Here is a 25,634-nt window from a genome sequence, read left to right as displayed (position 1 = left end):
CAATGGAATGCGTGACCAGCACAGAACCCCCTCGTGCGGGCTCGCAGGCCGTTGGCGCCGAGAGAGAGCACGGACCGTACCAGCCGTTCGCCCACCTTTCCACCGAGCACTGCGGACTGTACCGCCAGGTAATGGGGGCCTTCATCCGGGCCAAGCAGGAGTTCACCGTCCACCTGCGGCCGGAGGACGTGCATCTGGGACTGCTGCCGGAGGACCGTCCGTCGCTGGACGCGGTGGCGGCGGCGCTGGAACGGCTCGCCCGGTGGGGCAATCTGCGGGCCGACCCGGACACCAGCCGGGTGACGGCGCTGGAGGACTTCTACCGGGCACGGCACATCTACCAGCTCACCCGGGCGGGTGAAGCCGCCGAGGAGGCGCTGGCCGCGTACGACGAGGCATTGGGCCGGCGCGGGGAGCTGCAGGCGGTGGCGCTCGCCGACATCGCGGTGCAACTGCGGGCGCTGCTGGTGATGGCCGAGCGGTCCGAACGGGACCCGGCCGTGGTGCACCTGTCGCTGCTCGCACTGGTCGACCGCTTCTCCGGTCTCGCGGAGAACGCGCGGGCGTTCATGAACTCCCTCCAGCGGACGGTCGACCTGCACGAGGCGGAGGTGGAGGTCTTCCTCGCCTACAAGCAGCGGCTGATCGAGTACCTGGAGCGGTTCATCGAGGACCTGGTCACCCGGGGTGCGGAGATCGCCGGGTTGCTGGGGGAGCTGGGCGTGCCGCCGGACGGACCGGTCGGGCCGCTGCTGCGGCTGGCCGCCGAGCGCGAGGCTTCCGACGCGGCCCCGGACCTCGCCGCCGAGGCGCTGGCCGCCGCCGGGCTGCGCTGGCAGGGGCGCTGGGAGGGGCTGCGGGCGTGGTTCGTCAGCGTGCCGGGCCGCAACTCCCAGGCGAAGCTGCTCCGGGCGGCCGCACGCCAGGCGATTCCGCAGCTGCTGTCCGTCGTCAGGGCGCTGAACGAGCGGCGGGCCGGCCGCTCGGACCGCTCGGCCGACTTCCGGGAGCTGGCACGCTGGTTCGCCGAGGCTCCGCAGGACGCCGCACGGCACCGGATGTGGCGTTCGGCTTTCGGCCTGTACTCCGCCCGGCACCTGACGGTCGACCAGGAGTCGCTGATCGAGCAGGAGGCGGAGCCGGTATCGGCCTCCACGTCCTGGTACGACGCCCCGGGCGTGCGGATCAGCCCGCATCTGCGCCGTACCGGCTCGTACGAGCGGCGCGGGCGGGCCAGGTCCGTACAGGACCGGTCGGAAGCCAAGGCGTACCTCGGCGAGCTGGCACGCAAGCAGGCCGAGCAGACGGCGGCGGCCAGGGCGCGGTTGGCCACCCCGGGACCCGTACGGCTCAGTGAAGTCGACGAGTTGGACGGGGACGCCTTCCGGCTGTTCCTGCTGTTGCTCGGCGACGCTCTGGCGGCGTGGCGGCCCGGCACGGAGACGGTCTCGACCACTACCAACGACGGGACGATGGAGATCAGGTTGACGAGACTGCCCGGCGGCGGGACGGCCGAGATCCGCACCCTCGACGGCGTCTTTCGGGGGCCGGAGCACCTGGTGGAGATCGTCGACCTCACGGCGGAGCCGCAAGCGGTCGGCGCGGGCCAGTGAGTGACAACCGGCTGGGCGACGTCCTGGCGGCGCAACGCGTCGACGAGGTCAGACGGGGCGCACGGGCGTTGTTGCGCCGTCCGCTGCTGCGTGCGGGCAGCGACGACTTCCGGCTGGTCCGGCAGCACGCGGCCGAGCTGCGTACCTGGTTCGATCGCAACACGGGCTGGGCACTGCTGGTGGACTCGGAAGTGGCCCGGCTGCGTCGTGTCCCGGGCCGGGACGCCGATTCGACCCACCCGGCGCGGGACCAGCGCACCGGGCTGCCCTTCTCCCGGCGGCGCTACGTGCTGGTGTGCCTGTGCCTGGCGGTCCTGGAGCGCGCCGAGCACCAGATCGCACTCGGGCGGCTGGCGGAGCAGGTCGTCCTCTCGGCGGCCGACCCCGCGCTGGAGGAGGCCGGCGTCGTCTTCACGCTGACCGATCGGGAGCAGCGCACCGATCTGGTGGCGGTGGTCCGGCTGCTGCTGAACTGGGGCGTGCTGGCTAAGGTCGCCGGTGACGAGGACGCGTTCCTCAAGTCGGCCGGTGACGCCCTGTACGACGTGGACCGTCGGGTGCTGGCCGGCCTCCTGGTCTCCCGGCGCGGCCCGAGCACGGTGCGCGCGGTGGACTTCGAGCAGCGGCTGGCCGAGCTCAACGCCGAGGTGCTGCCGGACAGCGACGAGCTGCGCAACCGGGCGTTGCGACACACCCTGACGCGACGGCTGCTGGACGATCCGGTGCTGTACCTGGACGAGCTGTCCGATGCCGAGCGGGCGTACCTGACCACCCAGCGGGGTGCCCTGACACGCAGGATCAGCGAGCTGACCGGGCTCGTACCGGAGGTGCGCGCCGAGGGCGTCGCCATGGTCGACCCCTACGACGACCTCACCGATCTGCGGATGCCGGAGCAGGGCACTGACGGCCATATCGCCCTGCTGATCGCCGAGTACCTGGCGGGCAGGGGCGGCAGCGTGACACTGGGCGAGCTGCACCGGCTGGTGGCCGGCTGGGCGCTGGAGCACGCCGGATTCTGGCGGCGCAGCGCGAGTACCCCCGGCGCCGAGGTCGAGCTGGTCGAGCAGGCGGTGGCACGGCTTTCCGCGCTGGGCCTGGTGGCGGCGGACGACGGGGACGCGGTCCGCGGGCGCCCGGCACTGGACCGCTACCGGGTCGGCGAGACCGTCCTCCTGGAACCAGGACAGAGCACGCCGAGCAGGAAGCGACAGAAGCCCGCCAAGGGCACGAAGAGCACGAAGGGTACGAGGGCGTGACGAGCACCGTGGCCGGAACTCCATTGCCGGCCCCTGGCCGCTCCCGCTGGCAGCCGCTGCGGGTCGGCCTGGTCGACCTCTTCTATTACGACGTCGAGGAGTTCCACTTCCGCGACGGCCGCCTGCTGATGCGGGGCAACAACGGCACGGGCAAATCCAAGGTGCTCGCCCTGACCCTGCCCTTCCTGCTGGACGGCGACCTGGCATCGCACCGGGTGGAGCCCGACGCCGATCCGAAGAAGCGCATGGAGTGGAACCTGCTGCTCGGTGGCGAGCACCCGCATCCCGAACGGCTCGGGTACACCTGGGTCGAGTTCGGCCGTCTGGACGAGGACGGTACGGCCCGCTACACCACCCTCGGCTGTGGCCTGAAAGCCGTGGCCGGTCGCGGTGTCGCCCGGCATTGGTACTTCGTGACCGACCAGCGGGTGGGCGGGGAACTGCGGTTGCTGGACTCCACCGGCGCCGCGATCAGCCGCGACCGGCTGGCCGATGCGACGGACGGCCGGGGACTGGTGTACGACTCGGCGCGCTCCTACCGCCGGGCGGTGGACGAGGCGCTGTTCGGGCTCGGCGAGCAGCGCTATGCGGCCCTGGTGGACCTGCTGATCCAGTTGCGTCAGCCGCAGCTGTCCAAGCGGCCCAGCGAGAAGGCGCTTTCCCAGGCGCTCACCGAGTCGCTGCCGCCGATGGACCAGGCCGTGGTGGCGGATGTCGCCGAGGCGTTCCGCTCCCTGGACGAGGAGAAGGAGCAATTGGCCGTCATGGTGGCGGCCGAGCGGGCGGCGGACGCCTTTCTCCAGCACTACCGTCGGTATGCGCGGGTCGCCGCCCGCCGCAAAGCCCGTGCGCCCCGGGGACAGCATTCGCGTTACGAAGCCCTGCGCACCGAGCTGAACGCCGCTGAGCACGACTTCACGATGGCCGTCGAGGCGCTTGCCGAGGCCGAGGCCCGAGCGGAGGAGCTGGGGCAACAGCGCGCCGGTCTGCGGGCCAGGGACGAGGCGCTGCGGGCCGGTCCCGAGATGCGCAGCGCCCGTGAGCTGGAGCAGGCCGCCGAGCTGGCCGGGCGTACCGTGCGGGACGCCGACCGCGCCGCGGCCGACGCTCTCAGGGCGGAGGGCGAACTGGCCAGATCCGCCGACCGGCTCGGTGCCGCGCGGTCGCGTACCGAGGCCGCCGAGCGGGCCTCGGAGACTGTACTCGCCCTGTCCGGCGAGGCGGCGGAGGCGGCTGGGCTGGAGCGCGAGCACGCCGACCGGGTGGTCCTTCCCCTGGCCGAGGAGAAGACCCCGGAGACCGTACAACGCGTCGTGGACGAGTTCACCGATCGCCGGCTGCGGTCGGTTGCCCTGGTCGAGAAGCAGGTGGCCACCGCGCAGGTGGCGGCGGACGATCTCGACCGGGCGCGGCGCGTGCTGGAGGACGCGGAAGGCGAACTGGCCCACCGCGCCGAGATGAGGGCGGACTCCGAGGAGGGCGCGACGCGCGCGGGCCAGGACCACCTGGCGGCCGTCCGCGTGCATTTCGCCGGATGCTCCCTGCTTCGCCCGGCAAGCCTGGAGGGCACGCTCGACGAGCTGGCCCGATGGGTCGAGACCCTGGTCGGCGCCGACCCGTCCCGGGTGGCCGCCCAGCAGGCCGCGGCGGAGGTCGGCGCGGAACTCGCCCGGCGCCGCGCGGCGCTGGAGACCGAGCAGCGGCAGGCGCGGGAGAGCCACGACCGGCTGCTGGTCGAACTGGCCGAGTTGCGCGCCGGGGGCCAGCGCGGACCGCTCGCCCCGCACACCCGATCCGCCGAGGCCAGGCGGGACCGCCCGGGGGCGCCGCTGTGGCGCCTGGTGGACTTCGCCGACGACTCCCTGACGGCGACCCAGCGGGCCGGTCTGGAAGCGGCGCTGGAAGCTTCCGGTCTGCTGGACGCCTGGGTCGGCCCGGACGGCACGGTGGTTTCCGCCGACGTCGGGGACACCCTCGCGACCGCGGGGGCTCCGGTGGACGGCCCGTCGCTTGCGGTGCTGCTGCGCCCCGCTGCGGACCGGGCCGACCCGGCGGTGGCGGAGTTGCCGGACGAGCTGATCGCCCGGGTGCTGGCGGGCATCGGCTTGCTGGCTCCGGGCGATGAACTCCCCGGCACCGGCACCTGGCTCGCACTCGACGGCCGGTTCCGCCTCGGCGCCCTCACCGGCGCCTGGTCCAAGCCGGCCGCGGAATATCTCGGCGAGGGCGCCCGGGAACAGGCCAGACGCGCCCGGCTCGCCCTCGTCGAAGCGGAGATCGCCCGACTCGAAGGCACGTTCACCGAACTCGCTGCACGCGGCGAGAGCCTGGAGGCGGACTATCGGGTCCTGGCGGCTGAACAGGCCGCGCTGCCTGACGACGCCGCTCTGCGCGACGCCCACGCCGCCGTGTCAGCCGCCCACCGTGAGTACACCCGCGCCACCCAGCGGCGCGAAGCGGCCGATGACGTGGCCGCCGAAGCGACCGCCGCCTCCGACCGGGCAATGACCGAACTGCACTCCCTCGCCGAGGAACTCGACCTCCCCAGCACCGGCGGCTGTCTGCGTGACCTGCGCGATGCTCTCGCCCGCTACCGCGAGTCCCTGGCCGCGCTCTGGCCCGCCGTACGTGAGACCCGCGCCGCCCGTGCGACCGTGGCCACCGAGCAGGCCGACCACGCCCGCGCCGCCGAGCACACCGCCGAACTCGCCGAACGCTCCCGCGCCGCGGCCCGTGAGGCCGTCGCCGCACGGGAGCGCCACGAGACCTTGGCTGCGACGGTCGGCGCCGCCGTGGCCGACCTGCAACGCCAACTCACCGAGGTGGCCGCCGCGCTGCGCGAATGCGACGAGGGCGAGCGCGCCCTCCGCCGTGAGCAGGACGCCGCCATCGGCTTCCGGGCCGCCGCGGACGCCGTGCGCTCCCGCGTCCGTACCGAGATCGAAGAGACGGTACGGACCCGTGCCGAGGCCATCGACACCTTCCGCCGTTTCGCAGGTACCGGCCTGCTCGCTGTCGCGTTGCCCGACCTGGAGGTCACCACCGACTCCTGGGCGCCCGAACCCGCGGTCCGCCTCGCCCGCGCCGTGGAAAACGAGTTGGAAGCCGTGGATGACTCCGACCCGGCCTGGGACCAGGTGCAGCGCAGGATCACCGAGGAACTGAAGGACCTCTCCGACGCGCTTGCGCGTCACGGCCACACCGCCGCCGCCCGAATGCTGGAGGACGGCCTGGTCGTCGACATCGTCTTCCAGGGCCGCGAGCGTTCCGTGCCCGAACTCGCCGCCGCCCTGGGCACAGAGGTTGGCGACCGCAGGGAGCTGCTCTCTGCCCGTGAGCAGGAGATCCTGGAGAACCATCTGATCACCGAGGTCGCCGGGACGCTCCAGGAACTGGTCAGCGCCGCGGAACACCAGGTGCTGGGGATGAACGGGGAGCTGAGGCACCGCCCGACGAGCACCGGCATGCTGCTGCGCCTCGTCTGGCGGCCCGCCCGCAACGCCCCCGGAGGACTGTCTGCCGCCCGCGACCGCCTGCTGCGCCAGTCCTCGGACGCCTGGACGGCCGCTGACCGCACCGCACTCGGCGAGTTCCTCCAGGCCCAGATCGAACGTGCCCGCAACGACAACCCCGCGGGCACCTGGCTGGAGCATCTCACCGCGGCACTCGACTACCGCGCCTGGCACGAGTTCGGTATCGAACGCCATCAGCACGGCAAGTGGCAGTCGGCCACCGGACCGGCCTCGGGCGGCGAGCGGGTGCTGTCCGTCTCCCTGCCGTTGTTCGCCGCCGCGTCCTCCCACTACGCCTCGGCCGGCAACCCTCACGCCCCTCGCCTGGTCACTCTCGACGAGGCGTTCGCCGGCGTGGACGACGATTCCCGCGCCAAGTCCCTCGGCCTCCTCGCCGCCTTCGACCTGGACGTGGTGATGACGTCCGAACGTGAATGGGGCTGCTACCCCCAGGTCCCGGGCCTGGCGATCGCCCAACTGTCCCGCGTGGACGGGGTCGCCGCCGTCCTGGTCACCCGCTGGGAGTGGGATGGCCGGCAGCGTAGTCGTGCCCGCGATCCCGAGTTGCCGGGCCAGCGCCAGGAGACACTGCCGGCCTGACCATGGACCTTCCTCGCTTGCAACGCCTGCTCGGCGGCCCGGAGACAGCCTGGCTGCTGGAGCGTGTCCGCAACCGCATAGCCGCCGGTCGGCCCCTGGACGCCTCGGCCACCCTCCGGTCCGCCACCCCCGGGCAGCGCCGCGCGGCCGAGGCGCTGCTCGGGCGTCGACTGCGCGCGGGCGCTTCGTTGACCGTGCCGCTGGCGGAGGTCGATCGCGTCCTGCGCGAGTCCCTGGCCTGCCCGGACGGCCTGGCCGCAGCGGTCGTCGCGCTCACCGGGCCGGTTGGCGACAAGCGGGCACAGGACGCCGCGCTCGCCGCTTCCTGGCAGCAGGTGCTGGCAGAACTCGACCAACCCGCCGTCACGGACCGGCCTGAACTCGCCTCCTGGCCTGCCATGCTGGCGGCGACAGGACTGCTCAAGCGGCTCTCCGGCAGCGACCCCGCGATCGCACGGCAACTCGCCGCCGACATCGTACGGGTGCTGGCCCTGCTGCCGTCCGACGGCCTCGCCCTCCCGGTTCTCGCCGCCCGCGCCCTCGGCGACGCCCACGCGCTGGACGACGGGCGCCCTCTCACCACTCTTGTCCTGTCCGGCGTCCGGCATCTCGCCGGACTACCCGCCGCGACGACCGCCGGCGCCGAAGGCCGCCGAGCCGCATGGGCCGCCGTCGGAGTCGCCCTGGACGAGCTCTCCTCCCGGGTCCTTGTCCTGGGCCTGCCCGGCTCCCCCCGTGGCACGGTCGGCCGCGTGCTCGCCGCTGCGCGGGAAGGCGGGGAACCCTGCGTCCTGACGCTGCGCCAGTTGGTCCGGCAGGTACCCGATCTCGGACTCGACGAGCACGTCGTGCGGATCTGCGAGAACCCGGCAGTGCTCGCCGCCGCGGCCGACGAACTCGGCCCCGGCTGCCCTCCACTGGTCTGCGCGGAGGGCACTCTCTCAGCTGCCGCCCGCTGCCTGCTGCGACACCTCCGAGACCGGGGGTGCCGCCTCGCTTTCCACGGCGACTTCGACTGGGGCGGTATCCGCATCGCCACCGGCGTCCTGCGTCTCTTCGGCGCCACGCCATGGCGTTACGACGCCGTCTCCTACTTGGCCGCCGTCGAACGGAGCCTCGGGAGCCCCCTCACCACCGGATCTCCCGTTCCCACGCCCTGGGACCCGGCCCTCGGCGAGGCCATCAGCCACCATCGCGTCAGGGTCGAGGAAGAACACCTCATCGATCAGCTCCTCACCGACCTCCGCTCGCCCTAGCCTCCGATCAGCCGCAGACTCGAGGCGATTCCGCAGGTCAGACCGTGATGCATGAGCGCGGCTTGACCGACCTCACGAGCGTTCCGAGCCGGACCCGGGAGGTGACCGCGGCGGCCGCCGTCAGCGTCGGCACCTCCCCGAACCACGGCTCGTCCCGGAAGGCCCGCCACGACAGATGGTCACTATGTTGGCGAGGTCAGGGCGAGGGCGGCGGTCCGTGTGCGCCTTGCGCACGTCGTCCTCGCCCTAGGCCTGCCCGAGAGTCCGACGCAGGGAGACGACGGGCTGCGCATATCGCGGTATGCTCTCAATATGGCTGAGACGACTCGCATCACCGTCACACTGCCTACCGAGCAGGTGGCAGAGTTGAAGAAGCTCACCGACAACGTCTCCGGATATGTGGCGGAGGCGGTCGCCCGTCGGATCAGGCACCAACTCCTGGGCGCTGACCTGCAAAAACACGAGGCCGAGAACGGCGCCTTTACGAGTGAGGAACTGGCTGAAGCCCGATCCCGGATCTTCGGAGTCGATGCCGCCGATGGCGGGGCGAGCGCCGCGTGAACCAGCACATCGAGACTGTCGTTCTGGACAGCGAGGGGCTGTCTGCATGGATCGCGCAGGACCGGAAGATCCTGACTCTGTTCAAGGTATTCCACGAGATGGGTTCTGATCTGGTCATCAACGCGAACACCATCGTGGAGGTCAGTCACTCGCGCGTGAACATGCCCCGTCTGCAGTGGGCCCTTTCCAGGGTCAAGGTGGAACCGGTCACCGAACAGGCGGCGAAGGAGGCGGCGAAGCTGCTCAAGACAGCCGGTCTTCACGGACACAAATACGCGATCGACGCCACGGTCGCGGAAACAGCCATGCGGCAGGCTGGGCCTGTCGCCATCCTCACCTCCGACGTCGACGACATGACCCGGCTCTGCGGCCAGCACGTCAGGCTCATCAGCATCTGACCATCATTCCCGCAGGTCAGACCGTGATGCATGAGCGCGGCTCGACCGACGTCACGAGCGTTCCGAGCCGGACCCGGGAGGTGACCGCGGCGGCCGCCGTCAACGTCGGCACCTCCCCGAACCACGGCTCGTCCCAGCACCGCCATGCTGCCGCGTCTCGCCTGGCAGCCCGCTCGCAGGCCCCCGGAGGGCTGTCGGCCGCCCGCGACCGTCTGCTGCGCCAGGCTCGGACACCTTGACGGCCACCGACCGAGCCGTGGTCGACTACCGGGCTCGGCACGAGCCTGTATGCCCGCATAATGCACAGGTGACGATGAGTTCGTTCCCGGAGGCGGACGTTCTGGCGAGGCCGTGGCTGTCGGCGGACGCCGGGCGGTGGGTGAGCCTGCGGGTGCCCTTGTGGGCACGGCCGGTGGGGCCCGCGGCCGTGCTGCTGGTGGCGGTGATCGCCGCAATCGCCGCGGCGCCCGACGAGGTGTGTACGGCGGGTCAGCCCTGTGCGGCGGATTGGCTCGATGCGGCGGGAACGATGCTCTTCGTGCCGTATTTGCTGTCGCTGTTCGCGCTGCCCGAACTCGCCGCGGTCCTCGCCCCCTTGCTGCTCCTCTATATGGCAGAGCCCAGTCAGTGGCACGGTGGCGCCGCCGAGAAGATCGCGGACTCCGTCGTTGTCATGGTGCTCGGCTGGGGCTGGGCGGCCGTCATGGCCCGGCTGCGGGTACGCCGCCGCCAGCGCTCTGTCGTCCGCGACGCGGCCGGCGGCATCAAGGTCCTCGCCCCGGTGCCGGACGACTTCCGTCCATGGCAGCGGGGGCTCTTTCGTTGTGTCGTCGGCGTCCTCATGTGCGCGGCAGCCTGCGCCCTGATCACCACAGTCGTCCTGGACGACCGGGCGGACGACCGCACGGCCGGGACGGCCAAGTCACAGGAAGCGCCCGTCGTCGCGTACAACGGTGACGAGTACACCCTCACCGTTCGACTGGCGGACGGAACCCGCCATCAATTCGACGTGATCGGCAGCTACCACGACGACAACACCGTTCGCGTGCTGACGCACGGCTCATGGGTGCGGCTCGCCTCCGAGCCCTACGGTGACCGCACCGACCGCCAACTCGTCGCACTGAGCCTCGCCGGACTCGGTCTGCCCCTGCTTGTTTCGGGTCTGTTCGCCCGTCGTGGCGCAGCTGCCCTGCGCCGGGGCCCTGTTCCGGTATTGCGCGTGCTCAGCCGCGAACGCTGGGGACGTACGGAGATATTCGCCACCGATGACGCGGATGGCGCGAGTCCGATCCTGAACTACAAACCCCACATCAGCAACCGAACGAATCTGCGCAGTGCCCATCTGTACGGCTTGCCCAGCGAGGGCGGCGAGCTCGTTCTGGCGAGCGCGACGGAGTTCGGGAACTGGAGTGTCGATGCGACGGTGTCTCCGATACGCCTCGGGGCCGCCGCCGACCCCGACACCGGCAGCATTGACACGAAGCAGTCGGCCGCGCAGCGCCGTTCGAGCGAGTCCCTCCTTCAGGAGGCACTCACCTCCATGTCCCAGGGAGCGGGACACGTCCGGTGGCAAGCCGGCCCGGTGGCACGGTGCGTTGCCGCGGTTTTCGGCATAGCGGTGATCGCGCTGCTCGGGGTACTGGCTTCGGAGGTCTCTTCCTGGTGGCACTCGGGGTACCTATGGCTCATCGGCCTCAACGCCGTGATCTCAGCCCACCGGATGCTGAGCTGGCGAGTCACCGCCGACCCCGCCGGTCTGCACGTCCGCAAGCATTGGCGGACCCATCTGCTCCCGTGGACCGACGTCACTTCCGCCGTCTACACGGCCCGAGGCGGGCTGACCCTCTCGTGTCGACCCGGCGTCGCCCATGTCTCCCTCGGCACCGTTGGCTTCCCAGCGCTGGAGCGAGGGCTCAATCGACCGAGCCGTGCCGCGCGCGCTGCCGTCGAGATATCGGCGATGGTCCAAGAGCCGAACCTGCGCCCCAAGGACAACGCTTGACGGCGTGCGCTCACCAGCCCGGGGCACCTTCGCCGGTCTTCAGGGGCACAGATCCGCGATCGACGTGACGGTCGCGGAAACGGCACTGCGGCAGACTGCCCCTGTCGCCATCCTCACCTCCGACGTCGACGACACTGGCGAAAGGCCACCATTGGGGGAAGCAGGCCACGGAACGCGCACCTGCTCGCTACCGTGGTGGAGGTGAGCACAATGAGCGCCGCCGAACTGGATGCGCTGATCGAGGACGCAACCGTTGACACGTACGACGAGATCGAAGCGGTCAACGGCTTCCTGGCGGTCATTGACGAACACCTGGCCCTTCCGTTCTCCACGACCGTCCTGGGCGTCGAGGTGACCGTGGTCGAGGTCGACCTCACGAACGACCACCGAGTGATCGCGCGTTGCATGCGGGAGGGCTTCCGGCAGGACATCGGCTTGCTGGAACTGCCCCTGCCGCAACCGCCTCCGGACGGCGCTCACTGGGTCGAGGCGTTTCGGCGCTGGGCCGGCTGTTGAGGAAGCGGACGAGAGCCGAAGCACGTCGGAGCACGACATGACCACCGTTCCAGATCTCGCACATGCCCTGCGGCGCAGCGCCGAGCTGAAAGAAGCGCTCGTCGCATTCGGGGAGAGCCGTGCCTTCGAGCGCTTCCTCGGCCCGCTCTTGTCGGAGGCCGGCGGCCCTGAAGGCTCGTTGGACGAAGCGACCGCGATCAACGTCATCGACTACTTCCTGCTGCAGTACCGCCTGCCGGACGGCAACACGGTCGCCGACCACTTCGTCGCCCGGCGAACGGCCCTGGCCGAGGCCGACCGGCAGACGGTCCTGGCGTGGCGCGACCCTGTAGAGGGACTCTTCGAGGTACGGGGCAAGGACGGCGACGGCTTGCTCCTCCTCAACCTGCTGGACGACCTGGAGTACCGGACGTACACCAACGCCGGGCGGTCGGCCTTCAGCAGCGTCGCGAAGGGAGGTTTTCTCGGCGCCCGACTGGTCGCCCTGGCGACGGCACCCGGCGGATGGCTCGTCTCCGGCGTGATGTCCTCCTAACCCCCGGGCCGCCGCGCCGGAGATCGCCCGTGCGGCCCTCGACCTGGCCACCAGCCGGCCCGAGCTCGTCTTCCGCAACCCGGAGAAGGTCGAGCAAGGATGGCGCTCGATGCGTGAGGACCGGGTCGCGTTCGCCGAGTTCTGCGGCAGCGACGAACTGATCCTCACACCAGAGGAAGCCGAGGACCGCCTCAACGCCTATTACCGCCACCGGCGCGAGGTTGCCGCCGTGCAACGGCCAGGACCTGCGCGGGGCAAGCGGCGCCCCGCCCCGAACCTGCCCCTCTTCACACTGCCGCCCGAACTGGCGGACTCGGACACCGTCGGTGTCATCTACGACCAGGTCGACGGGCTCAACTTCTACGCGGATTACGGAATGCTGCGGGACCTCTTTGCGAACCCCGCCCTCACAGGCCGCAAACGGCACCAGGACGTGCTCCGCTCCTACTTGCGCGAGGAGTCGATCACTCCACTGCCGATCCGCCGGCTGGCCGCGGCATACCCGGAGACGGCCGACGCGGTGTTCCGCAGCTTCCTGCGGCAGCCCGGATTCACCTGGAGCGAGCACGGCGATGCGCTGCTGCGCCGGCGCAAGCCCTGGTACTACGAGAACGAGCCACGCCCCGGTGTGTCCGTGATCGGCGACCGGCTCAGTGAACTGCTCCGCGTCCGGTCGCCCTGAACGCGTGTCGAAGAGCCCTCACTGTCGTCCCCGAACGGCGCCGGCGCCGAGCGGTGATCTACGTCAGGTGCGACGGGCCGGACCGGTCACTGTGCTCCTGGGCCGGCCGTCGGGTCAGGCGGTGCCGGGGTCCGGGGTGGCGCCGGAGGTGAGGGCGTCCATGCGGCGGGCGGCGACCTCGCGGTCGGCTGCGGCGGCGACGAAGGCCGGGACGGCCGCCGGGCCGACCAGGGCGCGGACCGCGGCGACGGTGGCGGCGGGCAGGGTCACGGGGACCTCCTGCGGGCCGGGCTCTCCAGGCGGCCCCGGAGGCTCGACCGGCTCGGCGGGCGGGGCCGGCCGGGCGGTGGGCGGCAGGGCGTCACCGAGGTGGCGGCGGACGTGCTCGGTCGCCCGCAACCGCATCGCGCGGGCCAGCTCCGCGTCGACAGTCTGCTGGGCCAGCGGCCGCAACCGGCGGACCAGGGCTGCGGCCTCGGCCGCCTCCTCGTCGCTGGGCGGATGCTCCAGGAAGCGCTGGAAGACGTACTCGGTGGTGAACTCCAGGAAGCGCTCCGAGATGTACTCCACCTGCCCCCGCAGCTCCCGCAGATGGCCGGTGATCGCGCCCAGCGGCACCCCGGCGGCGTGCAGCTCCACCGCGACCGCCAGCTCCTGGGGGCTGGGCACCTCGAACTCGTCGTCCTTGCCCGGCACCGCCACGAGCACCCCGAGCTGCAGCGCGTCCTCCACCGCCGACAGGTCGGCGACCCCGCCGAACGCGGCCATCAGCTCCGGCAGGCCGATCCGCACCGGCTGCTCGTCCGACCACGGCCGGTCCACCTCGCCGACCAGCCCGAGCACCCCGCCGAGCCCGGTGCCCGCGTCCCACGCGGCCAGCAACTCCTTGATGCTGGCCAGGGTGTAGCCGCGCTCCAGCAGGTCGGCGATCTGCCGAAGCCGCTCCAGATGCGCGTCGTCGTACACGTTGGCCCGGCCGAGCCGCTCCGGCTTCGGCAGCAGCCCGCGGTCGGTGTACGCGCGGATCGTACGGACCGTCGTCCCGCTGAGCCGGGACAGGTCCTCGATCCGGTACTCGCCCTGCCCGGCGTCGGAGGCGGTGCTCACCTGGTGGCCCTCATTTGCTCGTACCCACGTGCTCGTCGTCCCTCGGTCGTCAGGAGGCCGCCGCACGTCCGGTCGGCCCGGTGGCGGCCCGGGCCGCGGGGGAGACGGCCAGATAATCCACCGCCTTGCTCAGCGAACCCTCCTGCGTCGGATGGTACGACCGGCGCAGGTAGCGGGGCATCGCGGTGTGCAGCGACATCCAGGACGGCAGCAGCCCGCGGCGGGCCGCGGCCCGGTGGTCCCCGAAGCGGTACCTGCCGTGCGCCAGCTGCGGGTCGTGCCGCAGCAGATACCGGGCGCCGACCGTCCACAGGTAGAACAGCGTCGGCCAGGCCAGCGCCATCCCCTCCACCCGGCGCAGATAGCGCAGCGCGCTGCCGCCGCCAGTGTGCTGGTACATGTCGAACGCCACCGCCCGGTGCTCGACCTCCTCCGCGCCGTGCCAGCGCAGCAGGTCCAGCATGACCTCGTCGGTGCCGGCGCCGTCCAGCGCCTCCGCGTCCAGGATCCAGTCGCCGAGAACCGCGGTGAAGTGCTCGATCGCCGCTATCAGCGACAGCCGGAAGCGCAGCCACTCCCGCCGCGGTATCGGTATGCCCCACGGCGGCTTCTCCCCGAGCAGCACGTCGAACATCCACTCCACGTGGCGGGTGTAGGCGGTGGTGTCGAGGTGCTGCTCGGCCAGATGCTCCAGCACATACGCGTGCTGCACGCTGTGCGTGGCCTCCTGGCCCATGAAGCCTTTGACGTCCTTGAGCAGTTGCTCATCGGTGACCAGCGGCAGCGCCTCCTTGAACACCTTCACGAACCACCGCTCGCCGGCCGGCAGCAGCAGATGCAGCACGTTGATGACATGCGTCGCGGTCGGCTCGTCCGGAATCCAGTGCAGAGGGGTCTGCTTCCAGTCGAACGCGACCCGGCGCGGCTTGATCGGATGGCTCACGGGCACGGCCTCCCTTCCGGTGGCGGGGGTGGGGTGGTGCGGGTACGGAGGGGCGGGAACAGCTGCTACAGCGGCGGGTCGACCCGGGCGAACGCCCGAAGCGCGCCGGGCGAGAGCCGGGACAGCAGCCGGGCGCCGCGCGCCTCGGAGGTGACCGGGACGACGGCGGTGTCCCGCAGTACCGCCTTGACGACCGCTCTGGCCACCTTCTCCGGCGGGTAGTTGCGCAGCCGGTAGAGCCTGGCACTCTTCGCGCGGCGGCGCTCCTGCTCCTTGTCGCTGACCCCCGCGTGCCGGGCGCTGCCGGTGATCGCGGTGTTCACCAGGCCGGGGCATATCGCGCTCACCCCGATGCCGTGCGGTGCCAACTCGGCCCTCAGGCACTCGCTGAGCATCAGCACCGCGGCCTTCGACGTGCTGTACGCGGGAAGCGCGCGGGACGGCAGGAAGGCCGCTGCCGATGCGGTGTTGACGATATGGCCGCCCTCCCCGCGCTCGACGAGCTGGCGCCCGTAGAGCCGGCAGCCGTGGATGACCCCCCACAGGTTGACGTCGAGCACCTGCTTCCAGTCCTCGGGTGTGGTGTCGAGGAAGGAGCCGGCCAGGCCGATACCTGCGTTGTTGACGACCACGTCGGGCACGCCGTAGCGGTCGAGGGTCCGGGCGGCGAGCGCTTCCATCGCCGGGCCGTCGGAGACGTCGACGGTCTCGGGCCAGGCTTCGGGCGCTCCGATCCGCAGGGACAACTCGGCCGTTCCGGCCGCGCCTTCGGCGTCCCGGTCCACGGCCACCACCCGGGCGCCGGCCTCCGCGAACGCGAGCGCGATGGCCTTACCGATGCCGCTGGCCGCGCCAGTGACCAGCACCAGCTGGCCGCCGAACCGCTCCCTGGCCGCCGGGAGCAGCTTGCCGAGCGCGGTCGGTGGCAGCCTTCCCGACGCCCCGGCCCGTACGGCACCCGTTCCCGCCACCGCCCGTACGACCGGGCCGGGTGCCGTACCCGCCACCGCTCCGGCCGCCGTCCCGCCGGTGTCCTCGACCCCGGTGACGAAGTCGGTGATCCAGCGGGCCAGTTGCTGCGGCCGGGAGCGCGGCACCCAGTGCTTGGCGGGCAGCGTGTGCCGGGTCAGCCGCGGCACCCAGTGGTCCAGGTCGTCGTAGAGCCGCTCCGACAGGAAGGCGTCCCCGGTCGGGGTGATCAGCTGCACGGGTACGTGCGCGTAGGGATCGGGCCGCGGCCGCCCGAGCCGCTGCCGCACGTTGTCGCGGTAGAGCCAGGCGCCGCGCGCGGCGTCCTCGGGCAGCGAGGCGGTCGGGTAGCTGTCGGCGGGCAGCTTCTCCACCCTGGCCAGCATCCTGGGCCACTGCTTGCCGAGCACCCCGCGCCAGGCCATTTCTGGCAGCACAGGGGTGTGCAGTGCGTAGACGTACCAGGACTTGAAGCCCTGGCCGAGCACCTGGGCTGCCCTGCGGGGGGTGGGGCGGCGGACCCGCCGCCTGATCCAGTGGCCGAAGTGGTCGAGGCACGGCCCCGAGACGGAGGTGAACGACGCCAGCCGGCCCGCCGTGCCGGGCACGGTGGCGAACTCCCAGCCCTGCACGGATCCCCAGTCGTGGCCGACCAGATGGACGGGCCGGTCTGGACTCACCGCGTCGGCGACCGCGAGGAAGTCCTCGGTCAGCTTCTCCAGCGTGAAGCCGCCCCTGAGCGGATCGGGCACGCCGGAACGCCCGTGCCCGCGCACGTCGTAGAGGACCACATGGAAGCGGTCGGCGAGCAGCGCGGCGACGTCGGACCACACCTCCTTGCTGTCGGGGTAGCCGTGCAGCAGCACCACCGTCGGCCGTGCTGCTTCTCCGTGTTCCGCCACGCACAGCCGGACCCCGTCCGCGCCGGTCACGAACCGCTCGCCCGCGCCGGTCGACCCTTCCGTCCCGTCCATCCCGCCCACCGCCCCTCCCCACACGCCGGCACCGCCGGCCGAAGCTGACATCGATCACTGTGACATCGCTCGATGACACGGTCAAGGCCCGGTCACGCCCTGTGGAAAACTCTCCGCCTCCACCCGACAGCAGACTGTGGTCGTACCGACCCCTACGGGTGGTCAGCCACGAGGAGTACACAGATCCAGCACCCCGGACTGACGCCAGGCTGTGGTCCGGGCCACTACGGTCGGCATGTGACTGTGATCGCTACCGAAAGCCTGAGCAAGCGGTACCCGAGGGTGACCGCTCTCGACCGGCTGTCCGTGGACGTCACCCCCGGTGTGACCGGGCTGGTGGGGGCCAACGGGGCCGGGAAGTCGACCCTGATCAAGATCCTGCTGGGGCTGTCCCCGGCCACCGAGGGTCGTGCCGCCGTGCTCGGACTCGACGTGGCCACCGACGGTCCGCAGATCCGCAGCCTGGTCGGCTACATGCCCGAGCACGACTGCCTGCCGCCCGACGTGTCGGCGACCGAGTTCGTCGTGCACATGGCCAGGATGTCCGGGCTGCCGCCCACCGCCGCGCGCGAGCGCACCGCGGACACGCTGCGGCACGTCGGCCTCTACGAGGAGCGGTACCGTCCGATGGGCGGCTACTCGACCGGCATGAAGCAGCGGGTCAAGCTCGCCCAGGCGCTGGTCCACGACCCGAAGCTGGTGCTGCTGGACGAGCCGACCAACGGGCTCGACCCCACCGGCCGGGACGAGATGCTGGGCCTGATCCGCCGGGTGCACACCGACTTCGGCATCTCGGTGCTCGTCACCTCCCACCTGCTCGGTGAGCTGGAGCGCACCAGCGACCACATCGTCGTCATCGACGGCGGCAAGCTGCTGCGGGCCTCCTCCACCAGCGACTTCACCCAGGCCACCGCATCCCTCGCGGTAGAGGTCACCGACCGGGAGAGCGAGCTGCTCGCCCTGCTGACCGGTGCAGGACTCACCGCGCAGGCCAACGGGCACCTGCTGCTGGTCGACATCGCCGACGAGTCGACGTACGACACGGTCCGCGACGCGGTCGCCGGCCTCGGGGTGGGCCTGGTGCGGATGGAGCAGCGCAGGCACCGGATAGCCGAACTGTTCATCGACGACACCACCACCGCGAGCCGGGACGACGCCCCGAGCAAGGAAGGAGACGGCCGTGACGCAGCCTGACGTCGCCGCACCCGGCGGCCCCGGTGCGGACGCCCGCGCCGGTTCACCCCCCGATGTCATCCACAACATCGGCTACCGCAGCTACTCCGGCCCCCGTCTCGGCAGGAGTTACGCGCGGCTGGCGCTTTTCTCGCAGAGCCTGCGCGGCGCCTACGGCCTCGGCCGCAGCGCCAAGTCCAAGGTGCTGCCGATGATCCTGTTCGGCGCGATGTGCGCGCCCGCGCTGATCATGGTCGCGGTGGCGATCTTCGCCGACCGGAACGACCTGCCCGTCGCGTACACCCGCTACGCGGTCATCATGCAGGCGGTCATCACCCTCTTCGTGGCCGCCCAGGCCCCCCAGTCGGTCAGCCGGGACCTGCGCTTCAAGACCACCCCGCTGTATTTCTCCCGCCCCATCGAGCGGGTCGACTACGTGGCGGCCAAGTACGCGGCCCTCACCGTCGCGCTCTTCCTGCTGACCGCCATACCGCTCGTCATCCTCTACGTCGGCGCGCTGCTGGCGAAGCTGAGCTTCGCCCACCAGACCGCCGGGTTTGCGAAGGGCCTGGTGTCCGTACTCCTACTTTCCCTGCTCTTCGCCGGGATCGGCCTGGTCATCGCCGCGGTCACCCCGCGCCGCGGATTCGGCGTAGCGGCGATCATCGCGGTGTTCGTGGTCAGCTATGCAGCCGTCTCCGCCGTGCAGGGCGTCGCGTCGGCGCAGGAGAACTACGACGTCATCGGCTGGCTCGGGCTGTTCTCGCCGATCACCCTGGTCGACGGCTTCCAGACCTGGTTCCTCGGAGCGCGCTCCGCCTTCCCGGACGCGTCCGGCCCGGCGAACGCCGGGATCGGCACGCTCTACCTGGTGGTGCTGGCGGTGGTCATCGCAGGCACCTTCGGCCTGCTGATGAACCGCTACCGGAAGGTGGGCCTGTCGTGACCACGATCAGCATCGACAACGTCTCGCGCTGGTTCGGCAACGTGGTGGCGGTCAACGACGTCACCATGACGATCGGACCCGGCGTGACCGGACTGCTCGGCCCCAACGGTGCGGGCAAGTCCACCCTCATCAACATGATGGCCGGTTTCCTCGCGCCCTCCAACGGCAGCGTCACCCTGGACGGCGCCGTCATCTGGCGCAACGAGCAGGCCTACCGCGAGATCGGCATCGTGCCGGAGCGCGAGTCGATGTACGACTTCCTGACGGCACGCGAGTTCGTCGTCGCGAACGCCGAGCTGCACGGCCTGCCCGACCCGGCGGCCGCGGCCCAGCGGGCGCTGGCCACCGTCGAGATGGAGTACGCGCAGGACCGGCGGATCGAGACGTACAGCAAGGGCATGCGGCAGCGCGCGAAGATGGCGTCCGCGCTGGTCCACGAGCCCTCGGTGCTGCTGCTCGACGAGCCCTTCAACGGCATGGACCCCCGTCAGCGGCTGCACCTGATGGATCTGCTGCGCCGGATGGGCGCGGAGGGCCGCACCGTGCTGTTCTCCTCGCACATCCTGGAGGAGGTCGAGCAGCTCGCCCACCACATCGAGGTGGTGGTGGCAGGCCGGCACGCCGCGTCGGGCGACTTCCGCAAGATCCGCCGCCTGATGACCGACCGCCCGCACCGCTATATCGTGCGGTCCAGCGACGACCGGCAGCTGGCGTCCGCGCTGATCGCGCACGCGTCCACCGCGGCGATCGAACTGGACCTGCGGGAGGACGCCTTGCGCATCCAGGCGGTCGACTTCGCCGGATTCACCGAGTTCCTGCCCCGGATCGCCCGCGACCACGGCATCCGGCTCTTCACGGTCTCGCCCTCGGACGAGTCCCTGGAGAGCGTCTTCTCCTACCTGGTCACGGCGTAAGGAGCCGAGCGACATGTCCGTCACCACCGCCCCGGCCGGCCGCGGCGCCCTGCAGCCGGTCGCCGGACCCCGGCTGTACCACCCCACCGTGGCCCGGCTCACCTACCGGGCGCTGCTCGGCCGGCGCCGCGCCCTGCTGCTCTTCCTCCTCCCACTGCTGCTGCTGGTCATCGTCAGTGCGGTCCGCGGCCTGGCCCATGCCGACGACTCCACCGCCAACGACGTGCTGCAGGGCTTCGCGCTCAGCGCGATGGTGCCGCTGGTCGGTGTCATCGCCGGCACCGGCGCGATCGGCCCGGAGATCGACGACGGCGCGATCGTCTACCTGCTGGCCAAGCCGATCAGACGCGGCACGATCATCTTCACCAAACTGCTGGTCGCGATCGGCGTGACCATGGCCTTCTCCGCGATTCCGACCCTGCTGGCCGGATACATACTCAACGGGAACGGTCAGAACATCGCCGTCGCCTTCACCGTCGGCGCAGCGGTCGCGTCCGTCGCCTATGCCGCGATCTTCCTGCTGCTCGGCGTGCTCACCCGGCATGCCGTGGTGGTCGGCCTGGTCTACGCGCTGGTGTGGGAGGGCGTGGTCGGCAACGTGGTGCCGGGGGCGCGCACGCTGAGCGTTCAGCAGTGGGCGCTGGCCGTGGCGCAGAAGGTGGCCCACGGGGACCTGGTGAGCTCCGACGTCAGCCTCACGACGGGCGTCGTGCTGCTGGCCGCGGTCACGGTGGCGGCCACCTGGTTCGCCGGCCGCCGGCTGCGCAGCCTCAAGCTCGCCGGGGAGGAGTGACCTGAACCGGCGGTGATCCGCGGGCGGTGACGGGCGGCAGCCGCCGAGGCGTCGGCGGGCAGTGCACAGCGCCGCGGTGAAGACTGAGGGCAATGGCCCAGCAGACCACGCAGGCGGCGCGGACCGTACCCACCCGGTTCCGCGCCGCGGCGCACCGGCTCCGCCGCGTCACCCCGCACGACGCGTGGCGCTTCGCCGCGCACTGGGTGCGGTCGTCGCCCGGCACCCACATCTGGCTGGCGATACTGGCGGTCACCAGCACGGTCATGGCGCTCGTCCCGCCCGAAGCCCGCTCGTACCTGCTGCACCACTTCAGCACCAACCTGGTCGAGCTGCACCGTCACCCGATCCGCGTACTGATCGGCAGCGCCTTCTGGATCGAGACGCCGTCCGGCTTCGCCTTCTACGCGGCGCTGTTCGAGCTGGTGCACGCGCCCGCGGAGCGCTGGCTCGGGACCTGGCGCTGGCTGTTCACCGCGGCCACCGCCCATGTCGGCGCCACGCTGCTCAGCCAGAAGGCGGTCTTCTTCGGGATCAGGGAGGACCGGCTGCCGCACTCGCTGGCGCACGCCGTGGACATCGGGGTCAGCTACGGACTTGCCGGGGTGGTCGGGGTGCTCGCCTACCGGGTGCCGCGGCCGTGGCGCTGGGCGTATCTGGCGGCGGTCCTGGGCTTCTTCGTCCACCCGATGCTGGCCGGCGGCAGCACCTACACCGACCTCGGCCATCTGACCGCGGCGCTGATCGGCCTGTGCTGCTACCCGGCGACACCGGTCGCACCACGCGGCCCTGCCCGCCCGCCGACCGGGCCGCGTACGGAGGCCGAAGAGGTCAGAACGGGCCGAAGAGCCGGGTGAGGACGGAGACGATGCCGTCGTCGTCGTTGGAGCCGGTGACCTCGTCGGCGACCTGCTTCAGCTCCTGGTGCGCGTTGGCCATGGCCACGCCGTAGCCGGCCCAGGCGAACATCGGCAGGTCGTTGGGCATGTCGCCGAAGGCGATGGTCTCAGCGGGGGCCACCCCGAGCCGCCGGGCGGCCAGTGACAGGCCGGTGGCCTTGGTGAGGCCGAGCGGCAGCAGCTCCACGATGCCCGCCCCGGCCATGGTGGCGCTGACCAGGTCGCCGGCGACGTCGGAGGCGACCTGGGTCAGCTCGTCGTCGGACAGCTCGGGGTGCTGTATGTAGAGCTTGTTGAGCGGCTCCGCCCACAGCTGGTCGGTGCCGCTGATGTGGGTGACCGGCAGCTCGGGGTTGTAGACGTAGCCCGGCCCGACCAGGATCTGGCCGGCCAGCCCGTCCTGGCTGGCGGCGACCGCGAGCGTCCCGACCTCGGCCTCGATCTTGGCCAGCGACAGCGCGGCCACCTGCCGGTCGAGCGTGACCGAGGTCAGCAGCCGCCCGGCCCCCGCGTCGTAGACCTGCGCGCCCTGCCCGCAGACGGCGAGGCCCTCGTAGCCCAGGTCGTCCAGCACGTGCCGGGTCCAGGGCACCGCGCGGCCGGTGACGATGATGTGCGCGGCCCCCTTCGCGGCGACCGCGGCGAGCACGTCACGGGAGCGCTGCGAGACGGTGGCGTCACTGCGCAGCAGGGTTCCGTCCAGATCGGTGGCGACGAGCCGGTAGGGCAGCCCGGCCGCCCCGGCCCCGGCTCCTGCGCCGCTCACTTGGCGTTGGTGGAGAAGGCGGCGGTGGGGGAGGCGACCGGTTCCAGTACCTCCCGGCCGCCGAGATACGGCCGCAGCACCTCGGGCACGCGCACCGAGCCGTCCGGCAGCTGGTGGTTCTCCAGGATCGCCACGATCGTCCGGGTGACCGCGCACAGGGTGCCGTTGAGCGTGGCCAGCGGGCGCGTCCCGTCGGTGTCCCGCATCCGCACGCCGAGCCGCCTGGCCTGGAACTCCAGGGTGTTCGAGGTGGACGTCAGCTCGCGGTACTTGCCCTGGGTCGGGACCCACGCCTCGCAGTCGAACTTCCGCGACGCGGAGGCGCCCAGGTCGCCCGAGGCCAGCTCGATCACCTGGAAGGGCAGTTCGAGCGAGGACAGCCACTGCTTCTCCCAGGCCAGCAGCCGCTGGTGCTCGGCCTCGGCCTCCTCGGGAGTGGTGAAGACGAACATCTCGACCTTGTCGAACTGGTGGACCCGGAAGATGCCGCGGGTGTCCTTGCCGTACGAGCCGGCCTCGCGCCGGTAGCACGACGAGAAGCCGGCATACCGCAGCGGCAGCCGGGACGCGTCGATGATCTCGTCCATGTGGTAGGCGGCCAGCGGGACCTCGGAGGTGCCGACCAGGTAGAGGTCGTCCTTGTCGAGGTGGTAGACGTCGTCCTCGACCTGGCCCAGATAGCCGGTGCCCGCCATGGCCGCGGGCTTGACCAGGTTCGGCGTCAGCATCGGGGTGAATCCGGCCGCGGTGGCCTGCGCGATCGCCGCGTTGACCAGGGCCAGCTCCAGCAGGGCACCGATGCCGGTGAGGTAGTAGAAGCGCGAGCCCGACACCTTGGCGCCGCGCTCGGTGTCGATGGCGCCGAGCAATTCGCCCAGCTCCAGGTGGTCGCGGGGGGTGAAGCCCTCGGCTGCGAAGTCGCGCGGTGTGCCGTGCTGCTCCAGGACGACGAAGTCCTCCTCGCCGCCGATCGGGGCGTCGGGGTGGACGATGTTGCCCAGTTCGAGCAGCAGCCGCTGGGCCTCCTCGGCCGCTTCGTGCTGCTCGGCGTCGGCCGCCTTGACCGCGGCCGACAGCTCGCCGGTCCGCCGCAGCAGCTCGGCCTTCTCGTCACCCTGAGCCTTGGGGATCAGCTTGCCGAGCCGCTTCTGCTCGGAGCGCAGCTCGTCGAAACGGGTCCCGGACGCCCTGCGGCGTTCGTCGGCGGAGAGCAGGGAGTCGACGAGTGCGACGTCCTCTCCACGGGCGCGCTGGGAGGCGCGCACACGGTCGGGGTCCTCACGAAGCAGGCGAAGGTCGATCACGGCTACAGGCTACCGGGGCGAGGCCGCCGCCCGCGACAAGTTAGGGGCTTTATGACCGATATGAGCACTTCACGGCAAAAGCGGGGGAAATCCATATAGTGGCCGGAAAAATGGCTCGTCAACCCTATTGTGGACGTCCCTCTCGCGGGGCATCCGGCTTGTGGAGAACTGGAGTTGATCATCGCCCGGGCGCCGAGTTATCCACAGGGTGCCCCATGATCTCCACGACTTGTCCACAGGGTGTGGGGAAGGTCTGTGGAGGAGGACCGAGATCATTCCGGGGGTCCGATGTTCGGCTATGGATTCCCCGTCAAAACCCGCTCCACACTCACTTTCGAGTGAGAAATCCTCCCTCGGAGGAGTGGGTTGGACGAATTGGGGTGACGAGGGGGGTCCTGCGTCACTCTGTGGCGTCCTGGTGTCTGTGTACCTATTTGTCGACTAGGTCGGCTTCTTCTGTCGACTTGTCCCCAGTTACCCACAGGCTGCGGACACTGCCTGTGGATAACTCGTCAGTAGCTGTGCAGAACCTGCAGAACGCTTCAGCCGCGCCCGTCGAGTGTACGGTTCAGCCAGTCCGAGGCATCGGTGAACTCCGCGTCCCCCGTACCGCGGGCCACCGGCCCCGCCACCTCGTCGGCGCGCGGGTACGAACCGAGGAAACGCACGTTCAGACACCGCCGCCGCAGGCCCATGAGCGCCTCGCCGACCCGCCGGTCGGTCAGATGGCCCTCGGCGTCGACCGAGAAGCAGTACTGCCCCAGCCCCTCGCCGGTGGGCCGGGACTCGATCCGCATCAGGTTCACCCCGCGGATCGCGAACTCCTGCAGTAGTTCGAGCAGCGCACCGGGGCGGTCGTCGCGCAGCCAGAAGACCGCGGAGGTCTTGTCGGCCCCGGTCGGCGCCGCCAGCCGCGCCGGCCGGCCGACCAGCACGAAGCGCGTCGTCGCGTTCTGCGCGTCGTGGATCTCGGTGGCCAGCGCTTCGAGGCCGTACGTCGGCGCCGCGAACTCCCCCGCGAAGGCGCCGTCGAAACGGCCCTCCTGCACCAGCCGGGCGCCGTCCGCGTTGGACGCTGCCGACTCCCACACCGCGTCGGGCAGGTGCTCTGCCAGCCACTGCCGCACCTGGACCTGGGCGGCAGGGTGCCCGGTGACGGTCTTGACCGCGGCCAGGTCCGTGCCCGGCCGTACGAGCAGCGCGAACGCGATCGGCAGCAGCACCTCGCGATAGATCATCAGCGGTTCGCCGAACGCCAGCTCGTCGAGGGTGGCGGTGATGCCGCCCTCCACCGAGTTCTCGATCGGCACCAGCGCCCCGCCCGCCTCGCCGCCGCGCACCGCGTCCAGCGCGGCGGGCACCGACACCATCGGCACCAGCTCACGGGTCGCGGACTCCGGCAGCGAGCGCAAGGCGGCTTCGGTGAAGGTGCCCTCTGGCCCCAGATAGGTGTAGCGGCTCGCCGGCGACATACCGTCAGCCTAACGGTCCGCCCACCCCGAGCCGTCCGGGTTTCAGGAGGCCGCCGGCTCGGCCGACCGCTGCGGGGACTCGTGCGTCAGCTCTGCCCTCTGCGGGTCGGTCTTCCTGCTCGTTCCCTTCGCGGGCGGCCTCGTGCCTCGGTCGACCGCTGCGGGGACTCGTGCGTCAGCTCTGTCCTCTGCGGGTCGGTCTTCCTGCTCGTTCCCTTCGCGGGCGGCCTCGTGCCTCGGTCGACCGCTGCGGGGACTCGTGCGTCAGCTCTGTCCTCTGCGGGTCGGTCTTCCTGCTCGTTCCCTTCGCGGGCGGCCTCGTGCCTCGGTCGACCGCTGCGGGAACTCGTGCGTCAGCTCTGTCCTCTGCGGGTCGGTCTTCCTGCTCGTTCCCTTCGCGGGCGGCCTCGTGCCTCGGTCGACCGCTGCGGGAACTCGTGCGT

General features: G+C 71.2%; 21 protein-coding genes and 2 pseudogenes. 15 read left to right on the top strand and 8 right to left on the bottom strand.

What is annotated here, in order from left to right; all coding sequences use genetic code 11:
• Nucleotides 1-2 precede the first annotated feature (2 nt).
• The 4 genes from NFU81_RS13200 to NFU81_RS13185 are packed head-to-tail and all read left to right on the top strand — an operon-like array spanning nucleotide 3 to nucleotide 8,237.
• Nucleotides 3-1,613 carry a TIGR02677 family protein gene (locus NFU81_RS13200; protein ID WP_274036930.1) on the top strand — a complete coding sequence of 537 codons (1,611 nt, stop codon included), beginning with the start codon at nucleotides 3-5 and terminating at the stop codon, nucleotides 1,611-1,613.
• Nucleotides 1,610-2,869: a TIGR02678 family protein gene (locus NFU81_RS13195; RefSeq protein ID WP_251489201.1), complete on the top strand. Its 1,260-nt coding sequence runs from the start codon at nucleotides 1,610-1,612 to the stop codon at nucleotides 2,867-2,869. Before NFU81_RS13200 ends, NFU81_RS13195 begins: the two co-directional genes overlap by 4 nt.
• The gene (locus tag NFU81_RS13190) at nucleotides 2,866-6,981 is read left to right on the top strand and encodes a TIGR02680 family protein (RefSeq protein WP_251489199.1); all 4,116 of its coding nucleotides are present in this window, start codon (nucleotides 2,866-2,868) and stop codon (nucleotides 6,979-6,981) included. Before NFU81_RS13195 ends, NFU81_RS13190 begins: the two co-directional genes overlap by 4 nt.
• Before the next feature lie 17 nt (nucleotides 6,982-6,998).
• Nucleotides 6,999-8,237, top strand: a complete 1,239-nt coding sequence (locus tag NFU81_RS13185) for a TIGR02679 family protein (protein WP_251489197.1) — start codon at nucleotides 6,999-7,001, stop codon at nucleotides 8,235-8,237.
• A gap of 40 nt (nucleotides 8,238-8,277) precedes the next feature.
• Here NFU81_RS13185 and NFU81_RS13180 read toward each other — a convergent pair.
• A pseudogene (locus tag NFU81_RS13180) lies at nucleotides 8,278-8,418 on the bottom strand (LLM class flavin-dependent oxidoreductase); the annotation flags it as partial.
• A 131-nt stretch (nucleotides 8,419-8,549) separates the two neighbouring features.
• Here NFU81_RS13180 and NFU81_RS13175 point away from each other — a divergent pair.
• Both NFU81_RS13175 and NFU81_RS13170 read left to right on the top strand, forming a co-directional pair.
• Nucleotides 8,550-8,798, top strand: coding sequence for a hypothetical protein (locus tag NFU81_RS13175; RefSeq protein WP_251489195.1), 249 nt, complete (start codon nucleotides 8,550-8,552; stop codon nucleotides 8,796-8,798).
• Nucleotides 8,795-9,196, top strand: a complete 402-nt coding sequence (locus NFU81_RS13170) for a PIN domain-containing protein (RefSeq protein ID WP_251489193.1) — start codon at nucleotides 8,795-8,797, stop codon at nucleotides 9,194-9,196. Before NFU81_RS13175 ends, NFU81_RS13170 begins: the two co-directional genes overlap by 4 nt.
• A 19-nt stretch (nucleotides 9,197-9,215) precedes the next feature.
• On the opposite strand, the pseudogene NFU81_RS13165 reads toward NFU81_RS13170, so the two are convergent.
• A pseudogene (locus tag NFU81_RS13165) lies at nucleotides 9,216-9,353 on the bottom strand (LLM class flavin-dependent oxidoreductase); the annotation flags it as partial.
• Between the two features lie 150 nt (nucleotides 9,354-9,503).
• Here NFU81_RS13165 and NFU81_RS13160 point away from each other — a divergent pair.
• The 4 genes from NFU81_RS13160 (at nucleotide 9,504) to NFU81_RS13145 (ending at nucleotide 12,931) form a co-directional block, all read left to right on the top strand.
• Nucleotides 9,504-11,198 carry a hypothetical protein gene (locus NFU81_RS13160; protein ID WP_251489191.1) on the top strand — a complete coding sequence of 565 codons (1,695 nt, stop codon included), beginning with the start codon at nucleotides 9,504-9,506 and terminating at the stop codon, nucleotides 11,196-11,198.
• A 210-nt stretch (nucleotides 11,199-11,408) separates the two neighbouring features.
• The gene (locus tag NFU81_RS13155; protein ID WP_251489189.1) at nucleotides 11,409-11,714 is read left to right on the top strand and encodes a hypothetical protein; all 306 of its coding nucleotides are present in this window, start codon (nucleotides 11,409-11,411) and stop codon (nucleotides 11,712-11,714) included.
• 37 nt (nucleotides 11,715-11,751) lie between these two features.
• Nucleotides 11,752-12,249: a hypothetical protein gene (locus NFU81_RS13150; RefSeq protein ID WP_251489187.1), complete on the top strand. Its 498-nt coding sequence runs from the start codon at nucleotides 11,752-11,754 to the stop codon at nucleotides 12,247-12,249.
• Between the two features lie 109 nt (nucleotides 12,250-12,358).
• Nucleotides 12,359-12,931: a hypothetical protein gene (locus NFU81_RS13145; RefSeq protein WP_251489185.1), complete on the top strand. Its 573-nt coding sequence runs from the start codon at nucleotides 12,359-12,361 to the stop codon at nucleotides 12,929-12,931.
• 114 nt (nucleotides 12,932-13,045) lie between these two features.
• On the opposite strand, the gene NFU81_RS13140 is transcribed toward NFU81_RS13145, so the two are convergent.
• From NFU81_RS13140 to NFU81_RS13130, 3 genes are read right to left on the bottom strand one after another with little or no spacing between them, the layout of a single operon-like run.
• On the bottom strand, nucleotides 13,046-14,038 hold the full coding sequence (locus tag NFU81_RS13140; RefSeq protein ID WP_251489183.1) for a MerR family transcriptional regulator: 993 nt from the start codon (nucleotides 14,036-14,038) through the stop codon (nucleotides 13,046-13,048).
• A gap of 49 nt (nucleotides 14,039-14,087) precedes the next feature.
• The gene (locus tag NFU81_RS13135) at nucleotides 14,088-14,987 is read right to left on the bottom strand and encodes a metal-dependent hydrolase (RefSeq protein ID WP_422665193.1); all 900 of its coding nucleotides are present in this window, start codon (nucleotides 14,985-14,987) and stop codon (nucleotides 14,088-14,090) included.
• 59 nt (nucleotides 14,988-15,046) lie between these two features.
• On the bottom strand, nucleotides 15,047-16,924 hold the full coding sequence (locus tag NFU81_RS13130) for an SDR family oxidoreductase (protein WP_251489180.1): 1,878 nt from the start codon (nucleotides 16,922-16,924) through the stop codon (nucleotides 15,047-15,049).
• Nucleotides 16,925-17,161: 237 nt separating this feature from the next.
• Here NFU81_RS13130 and NFU81_RS13125 point away from each other — a divergent pair, with 237 nt between their 5' ends.
• From NFU81_RS13125 to NFU81_RS13105, 5 genes are all read left to right on the top strand, one after another.
• Nucleotides 17,162-18,118: an ABC transporter ATP-binding protein gene (locus NFU81_RS13125; RefSeq protein WP_251489178.1), complete on the top strand. Its 957-nt coding sequence runs from the start codon at nucleotides 17,162-17,164 to the stop codon at nucleotides 18,116-18,118.
• Complete coding sequence (locus NFU81_RS13120; protein WP_422665192.1) at nucleotides 18,105-19,043, top strand: ABC-2 transporter permease; 939 nt, start codon at nucleotides 18,105-18,107, stop codon at nucleotides 19,041-19,043. The genes NFU81_RS13125 and NFU81_RS13120 overlap by 14 nt, the downstream gene beginning before the upstream one ends.
• Entirely contained in the window at nucleotides 19,040-19,957 is a 918-nt protein-coding gene (locus tag NFU81_RS13115; protein WP_251489176.1) for an ABC transporter ATP-binding protein, read from the top strand. Before NFU81_RS13120 ends, NFU81_RS13115 begins: the two co-directional genes overlap by 4 nt.
• 73 nt (nucleotides 19,958-20,030) lie before the next feature.
• Complete coding sequence (locus NFU81_RS13110) at nucleotides 20,031-20,750, top strand: ABC transporter permease subunit (RefSeq protein WP_251489368.1); 720 nt, start codon at nucleotides 20,031-20,033, stop codon at nucleotides 20,748-20,750.
• Nucleotides 20,751-20,842: 92 nt separating this feature from the next.
• Nucleotides 20,843-21,607, top strand: a complete 765-nt coding sequence (locus tag NFU81_RS13105) for a rhomboid-like protein (RefSeq protein ID WP_251489175.1) — start codon at nucleotides 20,843-20,845, stop codon at nucleotides 21,605-21,607.
• Here NFU81_RS13105 and NFU81_RS13100 read toward each other — a convergent pair.
• From NFU81_RS13100 to pheA, 3 genes are all read right to left on the bottom strand, one after another.
• A complete protein-coding gene (locus NFU81_RS13100) occupies nucleotides 21,582-22,415 on the bottom strand; it encodes an HAD family hydrolase (protein WP_251489174.1) in 834 nt (277 codons plus the stop codon). The two genes, NFU81_RS13105 and NFU81_RS13100, sit on opposite strands and share 26 nt — an antisense overlap.
• Nucleotides 22,412-23,719 (bottom strand): serine--tRNA ligase, encoded by a 1,308-nt coding sequence (serS, locus tag NFU81_RS13095; RefSeq protein WP_251489172.1) that lies wholly within the window; start codon nucleotides 23,717-23,719, stop codon nucleotides 22,412-22,414. Before serS ends, NFU81_RS13100 begins: the two co-directional genes overlap by 4 nt.
• Before the next feature lie 542 nt (nucleotides 23,720-24,261).
• Nucleotides 24,262-25,191: a prephenate dehydratase gene (gene pheA / locus NFU81_RS13090; protein WP_251489170.1), complete on the bottom strand. Its 930-nt coding sequence runs from the start codon at nucleotides 25,189-25,191 to the stop codon at nucleotides 24,262-24,264.
• Nucleotides 25,192-25,634: the final 443 nt, after the last annotated feature.

It is taken from the genome of Actinacidiphila cocklensis, from assembly GCF_907177275.1.
Lineage (GTDB): Bacteria > Actinomycetota > Actinomycetes > Streptomycetales > Streptomycetaceae > Actinacidiphila > Actinacidiphila cocklensis.
The sequence above is the reverse complement of the archived record's forward strand: the minus strand, read 5'-3'. Positions and strand labels throughout refer to the sequence as shown.